The 14455-nt window shown below is 42.5% G+C and carries 16 protein-coding genes; 12 read left to right on the forward strand and 4 right to left on the reverse strand.

Features of this window, described 5'->3' with window-relative positions:
- Positions 1-57 precede the first annotated feature (57 nt).
- The gene (gene yabG / locus F9B85_RS07095) at positions 58-900 is read left to right on the forward strand and encodes a sporulation peptidase YabG (RefSeq protein WP_151619681.1); all 843 of its coding nucleotides are present in this window, start codon (positions 58-60) and stop codon (positions 898-900) included.
- Between the two features lie 113 nt (positions 901-1013).
- Here the strand turns inward: yabG and F9B85_RS07100 are convergent, their stop codons facing one another.
- The gene (locus F9B85_RS07100; protein ID WP_151619682.1) at positions 1014-1637 is read right to left on the reverse strand and encodes a 4Fe-4S dicluster domain-containing protein; all 624 of its coding nucleotides are present in this window, start codon (positions 1635-1637) and stop codon (positions 1014-1016) included.
- 277 nt (positions 1638-1914) lie between these two features.
- Here F9B85_RS07100 and ispE point away from each other — a divergent pair, with 277 nt between their 5' ends.
- The 7 genes from ispE to spoVG all read left to right on the forward strand — a co-directional run bounded on the left by ispE (position 1915) and on the right by spoVG (position 7273).
- Positions 1915-2862: a 4-(cytidine 5'-diphospho)-2-C-methyl-D-erythritol kinase gene (gene ispE / locus F9B85_RS07105; protein WP_151619683.1), complete on the forward strand. Its 948-nt coding sequence runs from the start codon at positions 1915-1917 to the stop codon at positions 2860-2862.
- Positions 2832-3533, forward strand: a complete 702-nt coding sequence (locus F9B85_RS07110; protein ID WP_151619684.1) for a GntR family transcriptional regulator — start codon at positions 2832-2834, stop codon at positions 3531-3533. Before ispE ends, F9B85_RS07110 begins: the two co-directional genes overlap by 31 nt.
- Positions 3534-3558: 25 nt before the next feature.
- On the forward strand, positions 3559-4332 hold the full coding sequence (locus tag F9B85_RS07115; RefSeq protein ID WP_151619685.1) for an NTP transferase domain-containing protein: 774 nt from the start codon (positions 3559-3561) through the stop codon (positions 4330-4332).
- A gap of 235 nt (positions 4333-4567) precedes the next feature.
- On the forward strand, positions 4568-5146 hold the full coding sequence (locus F9B85_RS07120) for a hypothetical protein (protein WP_151619686.1): 579 nt from the start codon (positions 4568-4570) through the stop codon (positions 5144-5146).
- Positions 5147-5243: 97 nt separating this feature from the next.
- Entirely contained in the window at positions 5244-5495 is a 252-nt protein-coding gene (locus tag F9B85_RS07125) for a ferritin family protein (protein WP_151619687.1), read from the forward strand.
- A gap of 124 nt (positions 5496-5619) precedes the next feature.
- Positions 5620-6846, forward strand: coding sequence for a threonine ammonia-lyase (ilvA, locus tag F9B85_RS07130; protein ID WP_151619688.1), 1227 nt, complete (start codon positions 5620-5622; stop codon positions 6844-6846).
- 157 nt (positions 6847-7003) lie between these two features.
- Entirely contained in the window at positions 7004-7273 is a 270-nt protein-coding gene (spoVG, locus tag F9B85_RS07135) for a septation regulator SpoVG (RefSeq protein WP_151619689.1), read from the forward strand.
- Between the two features lie 72 nt (positions 7274-7345).
- Here the strand turns inward: spoVG and F9B85_RS07140 are convergent, their stop codons facing one another.
- Complete coding sequence (locus F9B85_RS07140; RefSeq protein ID WP_151619690.1) at positions 7346-8683, reverse strand: putative amidoligase domain-containing protein; 1338 nt, start codon at positions 8681-8683, stop codon at positions 7346-7348.
- Positions 8684-8834: 151 nt separating this feature from the next.
- Here F9B85_RS07140 and glmU point away from each other — a divergent pair, with 151 nt between their 5' ends.
- Both glmU and F9B85_RS07150 read left to right on the forward strand, forming a co-directional pair.
- A complete protein-coding gene (gene glmU, locus F9B85_RS07145; protein ID WP_151619691.1) occupies positions 8835-10217 on the forward strand; it encodes a bifunctional UDP-N-acetylglucosamine diphosphorylase/glucosamine-1-phosphate N-acetyltransferase GlmU in 1383 nt (460 codons plus the stop codon).
- A 29-nt stretch (positions 10218-10246) separates the two neighbouring features.
- Positions 10247-11194 (forward strand): ribose-phosphate diphosphokinase, encoded by a 948-nt coding sequence (locus F9B85_RS07150; RefSeq protein WP_151619692.1) that lies wholly within the window; start codon positions 10247-10249, stop codon positions 11192-11194.
- A 42-nt stretch (positions 11195-11236) separates the two neighbouring features.
- Here F9B85_RS07150 and F9B85_RS07155 read toward each other — a convergent pair whose 3' ends face one another.
- The gene (locus tag F9B85_RS07155; RefSeq protein ID WP_151619693.1) at positions 11237-12115 is read right to left on the reverse strand and encodes a PRC-barrel domain-containing protein; all 879 of its coding nucleotides are present in this window, start codon (positions 12113-12115) and stop codon (positions 11237-11239) included.
- A 171-nt stretch (positions 12116-12286) separates the two neighbouring features.
- Between F9B85_RS07155 and F9B85_RS07160 the strand changes: the two genes are divergently transcribed.
- On the forward strand, positions 12287-12949 hold the full coding sequence (locus F9B85_RS07160; protein ID WP_170270280.1) for a 50S ribosomal protein L25/general stress protein Ctc: 663 nt from the start codon (positions 12287-12289) through the stop codon (positions 12947-12949).
- Positions 12950-13098: 149 nt separating this feature from the next.
- On the forward strand, positions 13099-13665 hold the full coding sequence (gene pth / locus F9B85_RS07165) for an aminoacyl-tRNA hydrolase (RefSeq protein WP_151619695.1): 567 nt from the start codon (positions 13099-13101) through the stop codon (positions 13663-13665).
- Here pth and F9B85_RS07170 read toward each other — a convergent pair.
- Complete coding sequence (locus F9B85_RS07170) at positions 13649-14383, reverse strand: DNA polymerase beta superfamily protein (RefSeq protein WP_151619696.1); 735 nt, start codon at positions 14381-14383, stop codon at positions 13649-13651. The genes pth and F9B85_RS07170 overlap by 17 nt on opposite strands.
- Positions 14384-14455 lie beyond the last annotated feature (72 nt).

Raw genomic sequence — 14455 nt, forward strand, 5'->3', positions numbered from 1 at the left:
ATAATACTGACGCAGATGTCGACGAGTCTTCGATTATTATTGGGGGAGATGTAATATATGGAGGAACGACGAGTCGGAACGATTGTGACCCGGAACTCCTATGGCAATGATATCTTTTTTCGTATTGTCGCTATCAGACCAGGGGAGGAAGAACCTGAGGCGTTGCTAGAAGGTTTAGATATGCGTTTGCAGGCTGATGCGCCTTGCAGTGATCTTGATGAACCACCATTACTAGAGATTTTTCGATATAAGCAAAGATTGTTAGTTCGTCATCACAAACAAATCTCGCAACTACTTCAGGAGCATCATGCTAAGGGCTTGTTAAAAGGAAAGTCAGAACAAGAAGTCTTTACATGGCCCGCTCAGGCCAAGCCAGGCACTGTATTACACATTGATGGAAATGAAGAATATTTAAATCTTTGTATGGACACTTATAAACAACTTCAGATTGAAGCTGTAGGAATACATGGGAAGGAAGAGGACTTTCCCAAGGTCGTATCAGAACAGTTGAAGCAAAAAAACTTTGATATTCTAGTTATCACAGGTCATGATAGTTTGCTAAAAAATAATTGCGATAAGGAATCGGTAGACTCTTACCGCAGTTCTCGTTATTTTGTTGATGCTGTTCGGGAAGCGCGCAAAATTATTCCCGATCAAGAAGAACTAGTTATCTTTGCAGGTGCTTGTCAGTCCTATTATGAAGCTATTGTAGATGCTGGTGCTAACTTTGCTACTTCGCCAGAACGAGTGATGATTCACGCCTTAGATCCTGTTTTTATTGCCGAAAAAATTGCTTACACGCCAAGAGAAGAATATGTAGAAGTAAAAGCAGTTGTTGATGGCACTATTACAGGAGCAGAGGGGATTGGAGGCATTGATACGAAAGGCTGTTATGGTTAAATAGAGGAAGTCTAAGTAAAGGCTAGATAAAGGCTAGATAAAGGCTAGGTAAAGGTTAGGTATAGTTAAACCCTGCTATCATCAGAGAAGATGAAGCAGGGTTTTTTGTTAATTTAGTCTTGTACATATATACTGTCTTGGTAGGTTCGATCAAGCCAAGCACGAAAGCGTTCTTTGCGCGAAACTTCTTTTGGGATAGCCGCTAGATAAGGATCTAGGTAGGACAAGATAGTTTGGATCACTTCTACTGTTGATAGGAAGTGTGCAACAGGAATAGCTAGAGAAGGTATTCTGCCTAGTTTGCCGCCTATGAGCAGTGTCCAACCACTTTTACCTTTATCTAGTGTACCTGTAGGGCAGGCATCAATGCAGTGTCCACAGGCTAAGCATTGTTCCGAAATCTGTGGGCCTTCTGCTGTTAATTGCACAAAACCTTCAGGACAGGCCTTAAGACAAGCTTGACAAGAGTTACAAGGTTGATGAGTAACTATAGGCTCTACTCTCCCTTGCAAACCAAAATCACGTATCTGTGGTTGCGAGCAACTGTTCGGACAACAGGAGAGGGCAAAACGAATCATCTTGTGATAGCTAGATACACTTTGGCCTTCCAAGCGCTTTTGTAAAGCTTCTTCTAGCAAAAGAATAGTTTCTTCAGGATCAATCAATTTGTAGGGGCAGTTATTCCTACCACGACAAATATCTATGTGAAAGGGTGGTAAGGTTGACTTGCTATTCATGGCCGTCCCTCCTCCATAAGTGATGAAAATACAGCTGTCTCTAATTTCTTTATTTAATTATAATAGAGGGATTGTCTAAAGGATGTGAGCGTAATCATAGCTTTGTGCTATTGTGCTTCTTATAAAGCTAGTTAATTGCGCATGAAAGTTATGGAAGTTGAAAAAATTACATAGATGGAAGCTATTTTAAGTTAAATAGATGAACTTTTATCTGTCGAAAAAAGGAGAAAGGCTGTAGTTTGCGGAATATTCCTAAGCAGAAAAACCTTGGGAAGAGGTGGGCTCTATTCTGCAGAAATTGGCTCCAGCAAAAATAAATCTTTCTTTAGATGTTCTTGGGCGAAGATCGGATGGCTATCACCAAGTAGAAATGATCATGCAGACGATAGATCTGTTCGACAAAGTCTCTGTGCGTAGGCGAGATGATGATAGCTTTTGTTTGTATGGTGGAAACGATGAAGCGCCACCAGAAGCATCAAATCTTGTTTATAAGACAGCTCTACTGGTAAAGCAAATAAAAGGTCAGCAGAGCGGACTAGATATTTTTCTGGACAAAAAGATTCCCGTAGCGGCAGGTCTAGCTGGAGGAAGTTCTGATGCCGCAGCTATGATGAAGCTCTTAAATAAGTTGTGGAATCTAAACTGTTCTGCCCAGGAGATGGAGCTTTTGCTCGCCAAACTTGGATCGGATATTCCTTTCTTAGTACAAGGTGGAACGGCTTTGGCTACAGGAAGAGGGGAAATCTTGCAAGCCCTTCCGGCGGCACCGGCTTTCTGGGTTATTTTAATTAAGCCCTCTTTTGGCGTTTCTACACCAAAAGTTTATCAAGCACTGCAAGCACCCTTATGGGTTGAACAGTCTCACACAGCTTCTGGGGCAATTCGAGGAGCACATACGGTTGCTATGCTGAAAGCTTTAGAGCAGGGCTCTTATTCAGCTATGATCGCGGCATTAGGTAACGAGTTAGAAAAGGTCACTATAGAGTGGCATCCCCAACTAGAAGAGTATAAGCAATACTTGCTAGATCAAGGTTGTGATCAGGCTCTCATGTCTGGAAGTGGGCCCACCATTATGGGCTTTGTTCAGCAAGAAAAGAAAGCGCGCGAGATTGCCAGTTCCATAGCAGAAAAAGTAACAAGTCAGGGCTGTAACATTTTTGTAGCTCGGTCACTAGTAAAGGAGGAAGAGAAAAATTGGAACGTCGATTCGTACCCATCAAGTTAGATAATTATAGGCCTTTACGAGATATAGTTTTCGAAAGCTTGCGGGAAGCAATTATTGAAGGAGTATTGAAACCGGGAGAACGGTTAATGGAGATTCAACTAGCTGAAGAAATGGGCGTAAGTAGAACTCCTGTGCGCGAAGCTATTCGTAAGCTTGAATTAGAAGGTTTTATTGTAATGGTGCCACGTAAGGGTGCTTATGTAGCTGGTATTTCGGTTAAAGATATTACTGATGTCTTTGAATTGAGAGCGGCCTTGGAAGCGTTGGCGGCAGGGCTAGCGGCACAACGTATTACAGAATCTGAGCTAGAAGAATTAGAGCGCTTACTCGTTCATACTTCATCTTCTACAGAGCCGATGGATCTAGATACACTAGTAGCTGGTGATATCTCTCTCCATGATATTATCTATAAAGCCAGTCGTAATCAGCGATTAGTTCAGAACATTAATCATCTCCGTGAACAATTACAACGATTACGTACTACTTCTCTAGCCCATCCTGGTCGAATGAGAGTAGCCTGGGAAGAACACCGCAAAATTGTGGAAGCTATCTCAGAACGTAATGTGGCTTTAGCTCAGACTCTTGCTTGGGAACATATTGAAAATGCAGAAAATAGTGTATTGGAGGCTATGGGAGTCGTAAAAGAAGAGCTTCATAATGAAGTGGAATAATTATGTTTAGTGGGAGGTCAAAGAGGTGGATGCAATTATATTGGCGGCAAGTCCCAACGATAGTTCCTTAAAAAAAAGCCATTCTGCATCCAAGGAAGCCCTCATACCTATAGGCTCTCGACCTATGGTTGACTATGTTGTTCAAGCCCTCTTAGAATCTTCAAAGATTACAAGAATTGTTCTTGTAGGACCAACGGAAGTAGAGGGTTTGTATAAGAACAATGTTCTGGTGCAAGTCATAGAAGGAGGGACTGACCATCTTGATAGTTTGCAAAAAGGATTATCAAAGTTAGCTAACCCCTCCGAAAAAATTCTAGTTGTAGCTGGTGACATACCTCTGCTGACAGCTCCAGCTCTAGAACGGTTTTTGCTTAGCTGTTCAGATCAAGAAGCTGATCTTTACTATCCTTTGATTAGAAGAGAAGATAGTGAGCTCAAGTATCCTGGTATAAAACGGACTTTTGTTAAGTTACAAGATGGAGAAGTTACAGGTGGAAATATTCTATTATTTAGAAGAGCCATCCTTGACCGTCTTGTATGGAAAGGTCGAGAATTTATTAAACTTCGTAAAGATCCCTTAGGTCTAGCTGGGTTATTAGGCTGGCGTTTTCTCTTCTCTTTCATAAGAGGTTCACTACGAATTGAGGAAGCGCAGGTTAGGGTATCGGATCTGCTAGGGATTAGAGGTCTGGCCATTATTGCCGATGACCCAGAAATAGGATTTGATGTAGATAAACCAGAAGATCTGGCTCTCGTTAGAGCAGTTTTATCTAGGCAACAGAATCGTGGAGATAAGTAAGCCGAAAACATCCTAGGCTACTGATTAGTGATTAATGACTAATCAGTAGCTTTTTTTTCACCGATTCTCTGGCAACTTCATACAATGGGGTAGAAAAAGAACCTCCCTCTTTCTTTAAGAAAGAAGAAAAGGAGGCTCACCGAATTACAGGCTTTGTCATATTATGTGGCGAGCCGTTATGGATTCGAGGTTCAAAACTTGTTGTAGGCTTATGTTATAAAGAAGGAGGATGTTCATGGATATCAAGAACGGCACCATCGAGTTGTTTGCCCAAGTCGTGGTGGCCAAGAACGTTCAGAAGGATGAAGCCATTTTATTTGATGCGGCCCCTCATTGTCATGTGGGACCTAAAGAAGTCTGCTTGGAGAACATTGATGGATCACCCATCGTTGCCATTGAAAACATTATCTTTGACTTTGATCGCCGTGATCCAGAAGATCTTGTAGTTAATATGAACGGTAATGTAACTGTTACCTTGAACTACGATCTCGTTTTTCTAGTGAAAGATGCCAAAGGAGAGCGAGCCGTTCGTGTTTGCCCTGGTACTTTCACCAAAATCATTCAACTACATGAGTTTTGCCCATCCTTAACACCTGCAGAATTGGCTGAAGAAGTAGAAGATGCGGAAGTCCTTGTACGTAATGTTCGTTTTGATGTTGTCTTACGTCGTAATGAAAAGTGTAAAATTAAGCCAGACGGTGAAGGCACACCTGTTGATGTGCTCGTCTTTGCAGATATTATCGTAAAACTTACGCGCTTTACCGACGTCATTGTGGTTGGCGAACTAGATACACTCATCGATAAGGACTGTTAGCAAAAAGCCTCTGTAAAAGGGAGCTTGGCCATCCCAAGCTCTTTTATTTTTGCCTATGCAGGAGGTGACTTCCTGAAAGAAAAGGAGGCACTACTTGATGGTTCGTACGAAAGAAAACATTCTAAAAGCATTGGTTTATGAGCAAGCGGCTTATTATAACTATCGAAAATTTGCAGAAGAAGCCAAAAAAGAAGGTCTTCCAGAAGTGGTTGAGGTTTTTCAAGAATTAGCCGGCCAAGAATTAGAACACAAAAATAAATTGCTCAGTCAGCTCAAAAAATTGGTCCCTCCCGATTTAACACGTGGTAAAAGACGTTTATCTGTTATACCAGGTCCAAATAACTCTTAGGAGTTCAGCGTAAGCTCTCTGTTTTAATTAAGACAGAGGGCTTTTTTGTGGGTGCATAGAATGTGGCTAAATATGGAAAAATGCTAGATAAGTTAGCAATTTCAGGTAGATGAGGTGCTATGTGATGGAAGACCAAAAAATTGCTTTTGAAGATATTGAGCGAGCGGCTCAGAATTTGATTGGTAAAGTGCGCTATACACCACTGCAGTATTCTCGCAGTTTTAGCGAACTAAGTGGAAGACAAGTTTTATTGAAATGTGAAAACTTGCAAATTACAGGCTCATTTAAGGTTCGTGGAGCATTTAATAAGCTTTTAAGTCTTACTGTAGAAGAACAAGCAAAAGGAGTAGTCGCTGCGTCTGCAGGCAATCATGCTCAGGGAGTAGCTTTAGCTTCTGCTATGAGCAATGTTAAAGCTACTATTGTAATGCCGCAAGGTGCACCTATTGCCAAGGTAGAAGCTACTAAAGCTTATGGTGCTGATGTAATTTTGCATGGCCACAGTTACGATGAAGCTTATGAGCATGCCTTGGCTATACAAGCTGAGAAAGGCTCTGTTTTCGTGCATGCCTTTGATGATCCGAAGGTTATTGCTGGACAAGGCGTTGTAGGTTTAGAAATATTACAACAATGTAAAAATCTAGACGGGATTGTTGTTCCTGTAGGCGGTGGAGGTTTGATTGGTGGTATAGCTTTAGCTGTAAAAACTTTATTCCCACAAGTAGCTGTTGTAGGCGTTCAAACCTCTGCCGCGCCTGCTATGGTGGAATCCAAAAAAGAAAAAAAGCATAAAACAGTAGCTTGTAAAGGGACTATTGCTGATGGGATTGCTGTAGCTTGCCCTGGACAATTAAATTATGGACTTGTGGAGCAATTAATAGATGATATGGTAGCTGTGGATGAAGATGATATTGCTCGTACTGTTGTGCTGTTGCTGGAAAGAGCTAAGCTGGTGACCGAAGGGGCTGGAGCGGCGGCTCTCTCTGCACTGTTAACAGGTCAAGTAGGGAAGCAGGGAGAACGATGGGTTACTGTTTTGTCGGGAGGCAATATGGACATTACCACTGTTGCCAAAATCATTGAGCAAGGGCTGGTACGAAGTGGTCGTCGTTGGGAGTTTCGAACAGTTTTACCAGACCGCCCTGGCGCTTTGCAAAGCTTGCTAGCTGAGGTAGCCCAGGGAGGTGCTAATATTATTGCTGTTAATCATGATCGCTTGCGCCCAGGTCTTGCTTTAAGTCAGGCGGAAGTGCTGATTACCTTAGAGACTCGTGATCAGGACCACATAAAAGAATTAATTGCCAGATTAGGCCAAAGAGGTTACATTACAAAGGAAGCTAATTTTAGCTAGCATAGTGTCTATATGAACTCACATTTTTTACAAAGCTTAGAAATAAACTAGACATATTTTTTGCACAAAAATTAATCTTCCATAGAAGGTATTAACTGCCAGAGGTCGAATAATGATCTAAAGACAACTAGGTTTAAGCATGGAAGGTGGTGAAACCGTGAATATCACCGACATCCGCGTCAGAAAAGTTAATCTTGAAGGGAAAATGAAAGCGATAGTGTCTGTTACTTTTGACCATGCTTTCGTTATCCATGACGTTAAAGTCGTCGAGGGGCAGAAGGGGCTATTTGTAGCTATGCCCAGTCGCAGAACGCCGGAAGGTGAATATAGAGATATTGCCCATCCTATCTCGGCAAATGCCCGCGAGATTATCTCAAAGGCTGTATTAGATGCTTATAAAAATGCAATGGCTAATGCCATTGCCTAGACTCATTATAGGCTCCCCCAAAAAAGAGATGCCCAATGGCATCTCTTTTTTCTGTGCTTTTATAGTCTGTCTTTATTGACTGTCTTGATCAATAAGCCAGCTTTCGCGAAGATCTATATCTTCAACCCATTCCTGGGATTGGTCAATCATTTCCCATAATGGTGTGATGGAAGAGGAAAGCTCTCCATATAAGGGTGTTTTCTCTAAATCTTTACGAAGCTGTTGGCAAAGAGGTCGGAAGAAGTCTTTGTCGCCTCGGTAAAAGGCTCTACAGGCTTCCGGGTTAGAGAAGTAATCTTGAGGCAAATAGTCGGCATAAGCGGCCACAATTTTGGCTAAACTCAGTGCCGCTAAAGTGATTTTGGGGGAAACTAGCCAGCTTCCAGGAGATCGGTACTCGAACCGACCTGGTCCTTTGATGCGAATGTCGCCAAGATAGCCGTAGTAGCGGCGTCTTTTGATAGCTGTGCTTTTGTATTCTACGAGAAATAAGGGTATGAGTAGATAGTTATCAAGAGCACGCATCAACTGAAAAGAAAGACCTATCCCACCAAAATGAATGTGTCCACCAATAGGAAAATGGCGAAATGGTTGTGAGCCAGCAAGTAAACGAAAGCGTTTACTTTTGACTTTACTAGATGCTTTACCGAGTAAAGAGCGGATAGATTCTGTTAGCTCGTAAGGGGAGCTCTTAGGTGCTGGACGTAGTTCGCCAATAGAGCGGCGATTATCGCAACCAACTGTACCCTGAAGAGGAAAAAAGCGACTTGCGGGGATTAGTTTATCGGTGCGGATATTTTTGATCATAAACTCTGGATCAGCGCCTAGTAAAAAATTTTTTCCAGATGGTAGTATAGCAAGAGAGCGTCTCGATTCATCAATAAGGGAAGTTGTTGTCTTTTTAGCGATATATTGTGTAATGGCTTCTGCATAAGCTTTGGCAAGAGCAGGTGTTAGATTAGGGGCCGAAGTTACTTTGGTAATTTTGACCCTACCTCTAGGCGGCACAATCAGTTTCACTGCACCTAGATCAAGGCCTGTTAAATAGAGGGCTCGTAAAGCCGCCGCAAGTGCCCGCTGGCGCTCATACTTACTGAACTGTTTGGCACTTTGCGTGGCAATAATCTGACCATCAACAATATGGATGGTTATTTCACGGGAATCGCCGGCTTGAGTTCCAAAGGGCAGGCGATGAAGCTTATAGAGGCTTGCAAGATTTTTATGACGCAGTCCCAAAATGTTCTGTCTTTTATTAATGGTTAAGAGGCGTCCCTCTTCACCTTGACTGCTTCCAAAGCGAAGTAAAATATCTGGAGGTGATTCAGGAAAGGTGGTTTCTTCTTCACATTGAAGTGCCTTAGCTAGACGGCGTGCCGACAAGCGATTCCTGTGTAAAACAAGTAAACTCAATAGATTCACCTCGCCGACAAAATTTTGTCGGATAAAAAGGAAACGACGCGTAAATGTGGAATAATAGACGAAGACTTGCCGGCTTTTGCACTTATTTGCAAATGCGAAAGCATGTGAGGTAATGAGCGACGACTGTACGGGAGGAGCTAGGATGAAAAAACGGACGGCAATCGTCCTCGCTGCGGGGAAAGGAACACGGATGAAATCTCAGCATCCCAAAGTTCTTCATGAGATTGCTGGTGAGCCTTTGATTGCCCATGTCGTTAAGACGATTGGTGCTTGCGGAGTAAAAAAGCCTGTTGTTGTTATTGGTCATGGTGGCGAAGAAGTGCAAGCTTATCTGGGTGAAAAGGCTCTATATGCCTGGCAAAAAGAGCAGTTAGGAACGGGCCATGCAGTAATGGTGGCACAGTCTGCCCTTGATTCTGATGAACAGACTGTAATGGTTATCTGTGGCGATACACCACTGCTTACGCAGGAAACTCTAGAGGCTCTTTTTTTGGCCCATGAAAAAAAGAATGCCTTAGCAACAGTTCTGACAGCACGGGTAGCTAATCCCAAAGGCTATGGTCGGATACTTCGGGATGACAGTGGTGCTGTGCAGGCTATTGTAGAAGAGAAAGATGCTACGGAAGAAGAAAGAGTAATTAAAGAAATTAACGCAGGGACCTACTGCTTCGATAAGGAAGCTTTGGAAAAGGCATTGGAACAAATAAAGCCAAATAATGCTCAGGGAGAATATTATTTGACTGATGTCTTAGCAATTCTGCGCCAGCAGGGTATTGTGGCGGCTTTCGAGATGGAAGATGCTCGTGAAGTCATGGGTATCAATAATCGCCAACAATTGGCTGAAGCAGAAAGGCTTATGCAAGAGAGACTGAGAGCAAAGTGGATGGATGCAGGGGTAACCATGGTCGATCCCAATTCTGTGTGGCTTCATGGCTCTGTAAGCATTGAAGAGGATACGATTATTTACCCCCAAACGTTACTGGAAGGTTCAGTTACTATTGGTAGGGGCTCTGTCATCGGTCCTGGTACACGGATCAAAGATAGTCATATTGGTGCAGAAGTAATCATTCAGAACTCTATTGTTTTGGAGAGTCACATTAGTGATGGCTGTACCGTCGGTCCTTTTGCTTATCTCCGACCGGGAACCCGGCTGGAAGAAGAAGTTAAAGTGGGAGATTTTGTTGAGATTAAGAAATCTCACATTGGAAAGGGATCGAAAATTCCTCATTTAAGTTACGTTGGAGATGCCTTAATTGGTACTGATGTGAATATCGGCGCTGGTACGATAACTTGTAATTACGATGGGGAAAATAAACATCTAAGTGTTGTTGAAGATGGTGCTTTTATTGGTTCTAATACGAACCTTGTTGCACCAGTTCGGATTGGTGAAGGTTCTGTGATTGGAGCAGGTTCAACAATTACCAAAGATGTACCTGCAGGTGCTCTTGCTGTAGAACGAAATCGACAAATTATTAAAGATGGTTATTGCAAAATAAGACAAAAAGATTGTCATACTAAAAAGTAAACGTAACCGAAGCCCTCAGGAGGTGCTCAATGTCTTTTTTTAACAAGAAACTCAAAATTTTCACAGCGAATGCAAACCCTGCTCTGGCTGAAGAAATTGCCGAGTATTTAGGGGTTTCGGTAGGATCATCACAGATTAAGACTTTCAGTGACGGCGAGATTCAAGTTGAGATTGATGAGAGTGTTCGCGGTGCCGACGTTTTTGTGGTACAGCCGACTTGTCAACCTGTTAATGAACACATCATGGAGCTTCTGATTATGGTGGATGCTTTAAGACGAGCTTCCGCTCGTCGAATTACAGCAGTCCTTCCATATTACGGATACGCAAGGCAGGACCGGAAGGTGCGTGCTCGAGCACCAATTTCTGCTAAACTTTGTGCAAATATCTTAACGGCCGCTGGTGCTCGAAGAGTTGTCACCATGGATCTTCATGCAGGACAAATTCAAGGCTTTTTTGATATACCAGTAGATCATCTGCCTGGTGTACCAATCCTAGCCGAATATTTCTTGAATAAAGGCTTACAAGATATTGTAGTTGTGTCACCTGATTTAGGTGGTGTTACACGAGCTCGCGACCTAGCAGAGCGCATAGGTGCTTCGCTGGCCATTATTGACAAGCGTCGTCCTGAGCCTAATGTATCTGAAGTTATGAATGTAATCGGTGATATTAAAGGCAAAACGGTTGTCATAACTGATGATATTATTGATACGGCTGGTACTGTTGTTAATGCAGTTGATGCCCTGTTAGAGCGAGGGGCTCGAGATGTTTATGCTTGTGCAACTCATCCAGTCTTATCAGGACCTGCCATTGAGCGCATTGGTAAATCACCACTCAAAGAGCTCATTGTGACGAACACTATACCTCTTGCTGATGAGAAGAGAATTGATAAAATCCGTGTGCTTTCTATAGCTCCTTTGCTAGGTGAAGCAATTATTCGGATTCATGAAGATTTATCGGTCAGCAAGCTATTTGATTAAGCCATAGAAGGGAAGGGGCTAGTAAGCCTCTTCCCTTCTTTATTATTGAACAGGGCGCTTTTCTTGCTCTGCGATCTGTTCTTGCTCCTTTTCATCTCTCTCTATAGTAGATGTAGATTCTGTTGCCTCCGATAGTGTTGCTTCTTTTTCTTGTTCTTGTGGTTCTATTATTTCTTGCTTTTTGATTATTTCTGTTTTTTCTTCATGCTCTGGTAGCGCTGTTACTGCTACTTCTGTAGAAGCTTGTCCTGAAAGTTCATCTTCTGCTAGTAGTTTCTCATTTTTTGTTCTTTTATTGTAGATCTTATCCCATGATTGACTGAGCTTCTCATTCCATTCCTTGCTTGTTGTCAGGGTAGAACCCCAGAAGCTTTCTGCTTTTTCCGTTACTATTTTCATTGTTTCTTCTAGGGGGCTTTCTACAATAGATAGTTGGTCTAGGGAGCTTTCTTCCACGAGGATCATTTCCTGACTAAGTGTGCGTACTGTTCTAGCTGGCAGTACAGCTTTATTTTGGAACCAGTTATCACCGAAGCTTCCTCGTATTTCAAGGGTTAAGATTTTTCCACTAAAGCGATCAATATAGTACTCTTCCACAATGCCTATTTTTTCGCCTTCTGTTGTAAGGACTTTGTTGCCAATAACGGTGGTCTTTTCTTTGAATAGCTGAAAGAGCTGGGGAAGATTAGTTGCTTTTTGTACTTGCGTTGCTTTATCTACAATAATGGCCGCTTCACCAATAGAATGGACTTTGGTAAAAGGGATGACTTTTTGTTCTCGAAACAGGCCCTTCTGGTCCACCTGTAGAGCAACAACTTCCATCGCCTTGGGGTCCACAATCAATCCTCGGACAGTGCCGATTTTTTGTCCTTCCTCTAGACTAACAATCGGTCGGGTTAGTAAACTTTTGCTGGCTAACATGAGGTGGGGGCCTCCTTTTTAGCTTCTTTTCTGTTCATTTTTATGCCTCTAAGGATCGAGAGATGCCCTTTTTTCTCTTGTTATAGATGCCTTTGTGATTGTTATCTTTTCTCTTCGGTCATACTAGGAAGTGGAAGAGTCAATATGTAAATGCAAAGGTGGTTCTACTCCATGGATGTAATTTCGCTAAAAGTACAGAAAAGAGAAAAAGGCAGTCGTAGCAAGCTCAACAAGATGCGCAGTCAGGGACTTACGCCGGCTGTCGTTTATGGCAAACAGAAAGATGAGTTGCTCCTCTCGGTGCCGGTAAAAGATCTACAAAAGATTCTTAGATCGGAAGGCGGCCTCAATGCCATTATTGCTCTGCAGGTAGAGGGAGAAGAAAAGGACGAAAAACATACTGTTGTGGTAAAGGATATTCAAAAAGATCCTATTGAGCGCACTTTTAGTCATGTTGATTTTCAAGAGATCAACATGAATGAAGTCATTTCTGCAGAAATACCTCTGCATCTTGTCGGTGATTCTGTAGGTGTAAAGGCTGGTGGTGTCATTCAACATGGCATCTGGACTATTCAAGTAGAAGCTCTGCCTGCTAGTCTACCAGGTCGAATTGATGTGGATATTGCTCACCTTGATATTCATGACAAGCTTTTTGTTAGAGATGTAAAAGTTTCTGAAGGTATTGAGATTATTTCAGATCCAGATCAAGTTATTCTATCTATTGTTGCTCCTCGAGCAGTCGTAGAAGATGATAAAGCTGAAGTGGCTGAGACTGAGGAAGGAACAGAAGAGACTACAGCAGACAATCCCGATGAGGAGAAAGCTGAAGAATAGCAAAAAGAAAAGCCGTCCCATTTCAGGGCGGCTTTTTTGTACATAAGGAGCTTGTCGTCTTTGTAATTTCTGATGTCCTAGTTAGTTAGGAAAAGAAGGGGTATGACTTAGGAAGCAAGAATTATTGCCCGAGGAGGCGATTTATAGTTATGAAAGCAATTATTGGCCTAGGTAATCCCGGGAGAGAATATGAAAAGACACGCCATAATATAGGTTTTATGGTCCTCGATGAGATAGTGAGTCAATGGGGAGATGGAAAGTACACCTCTAAGTTTCAAGGAGCTTTTGCCGAGGCACGCCTTGGTTCTGATAAAGTACTGCTTTTGAAGCCACAAACTTATATGAACTTAAGTGGACAGGCTGTAGGTGCGCTGGTGAACTTCTACAAAATTGACTTGCAAGATCTACTTGTTATTTACGATGATCTTGATTTGGATCTAGGGCGTCTGCGCTTAAGGTCTCGCGGTAGTAGTGGAGGTCATAATGGAATTAAGTCGATTATTAGTCAGCTTGGTAGTGACAGTTTTCCACGTTTGAAGATGGGTATTGGGCGGCCTCCTGCTGGTCGTTCTGCCGCTTCTTATGTTTTAGAATCTTTTGCTACGGCTGATGCCGATAGTTTAGAGAAAATGATCGATGAGGCTTGTAAAGCTACTGCGCTCTGGGTGGCCGAAGGCACTACCGCGGCGATGAATCAGTTCAATGGAAAAAGCTAAGGCGCACTTCTTGACGAACTCTTTCTTCTAACCAACTTTGTGTCTCTTGATCAACAGGTAAGCTTTGATAAATTTTTGCTAAGGGCTCTATGCTTTGTAGTTTCTGTTGCAGGTACTTATCAATCTCTTTATGCTGTAGGTCGCCATTTTTGAGTGCTCTTAAAGGCGCCTGTTCTTCTTCCTTGTACCAGAGAGCTTTGGCAAAATTCCACTCGTAGCTTTCATATCGTTCAAGTAGATCTAGCAGTCGATAGGCGTGTAAGGCTTCTTTAGTATCATAGCCTTTTTGGAGAACTAGGGCCTTAGTTGTGGCTGTTCCTTTGCGAAGATTTTTCATTTTTTCCTTGCTATGACCGAGGCAAGCGCGAAACAGAGCGGGGCGATTCATTGATGCCAATTTTTCTCTCTGCATAATGAGTTGCTTTCGGAAGTCATCATGGTGCTCTGTAGCGTATACTTTGATACTGAATAAGATTTCTAGAAAATAAGGATTGCCTTTGCACAAAAGTTGACAAAATCGTCTGAGGTCATGAACTGTGAAATCTTGACTTGGTGAGTTGCAAGCATGAGCATAATAGATACCGTCGTATAAATCATCGAAGGTAGGTAAGATAAGATACTTCCAATCTTCATCAGATGTTGCTGTGTTGAGGTTGTAGTTGTGAGATCCAACTAGAGCGGCTAGCGCTACTTGGCGGCTATTAAAGTGGTGAATCATCAAGGGGAACTCCTTTTTTTAACAAATTTAGTCAGTGAGGCCGCTTCCTGCTTGACCGAAGAAGTTTCCTCA

This window comes from Heliorestis acidaminivorans, assembly GCF_008933955.1.
GTDB classification, from domain to species: Bacteria; Bacillota; Desulfitobacteriia; order Heliobacteriales; family Heliobacteriaceae; genus Heliorestis; species Heliorestis acidaminivorans.

What these genes read in the sequence shown, in the direction of transcription:
- yabG (WP_151619681.1), top strand. Translation starts at nt 58, where the DNA reads ATGGAGGAACGACGAGTCGGAACGATTGTGACCCGGAACTCCTATGGC.
- F9B85_RS07100 (WP_151619682.1), bottom strand. Translation starts at nt 1,637, where the DNA reads ATGAATAGCAAGTCAACCTTACCACCCTTTCACATAGATATTTGTCGT.
- F9B85_RS07120 (WP_151619686.1), top strand. Translation starts at nt 4,568, where the DNA reads ATGGATATCAAGAACGGCACCATCGAGTTGTTTGCCCAAGTCGTGGTG.
- F9B85_RS07125 (WP_151619687.1), top strand. Translation starts at nt 5,244, where the DNA reads ATGGTTCGTACGAAAGAAAACATTCTAAAAGCATTGGTTTATGAGCAA.
- ilvA (WP_151619688.1), top strand. Translation starts at nt 5,620, where the DNA reads ATGGAAGACCAAAAAATTGCTTTTGAAGATATTGAGCGAGCGGCTCAG.
- glmU (WP_151619691.1), top strand. Translation starts at nt 8,835, where the DNA reads ATGAAAAAACGGACGGCAATCGTCCTCGCTGCGGGGAAAGGAACACGG.
- F9B85_RS07150 (WP_151619692.1), top strand. Translation starts at nt 10,247, where the DNA reads ATGTCTTTTTTTAACAAGAAACTCAAAATTTTCACAGCGAATGCAAAC.
- F9B85_RS07155 (WP_151619693.1), bottom strand. Translation starts at nt 12,115, where the DNA reads ATGTTAGCCAGCAAAAGTTTACTAACCCGACCGATTGTTAGTCTAGAG.
- F9B85_RS07160 (WP_170270280.1), top strand. Translation starts at nt 12,287, where the DNA reads ATGGATGTAATTTCGCTAAAAGTACAGAAAAGAGAAAAAGGCAGTCGT.
- pth (WP_151619695.1), top strand. Translation starts at nt 13,099, where the DNA reads ATGAAAGCAATTATTGGCCTAGGTAATCCCGGGAGAGAATATGAAAAG.
- F9B85_RS07170 (WP_151619696.1), bottom strand. Translation starts at nt 14,383, where the DNA reads ATGATTCACCACTTTAATAGCCGCCAAGTAGCGCTAGCCGCTCTAGTT.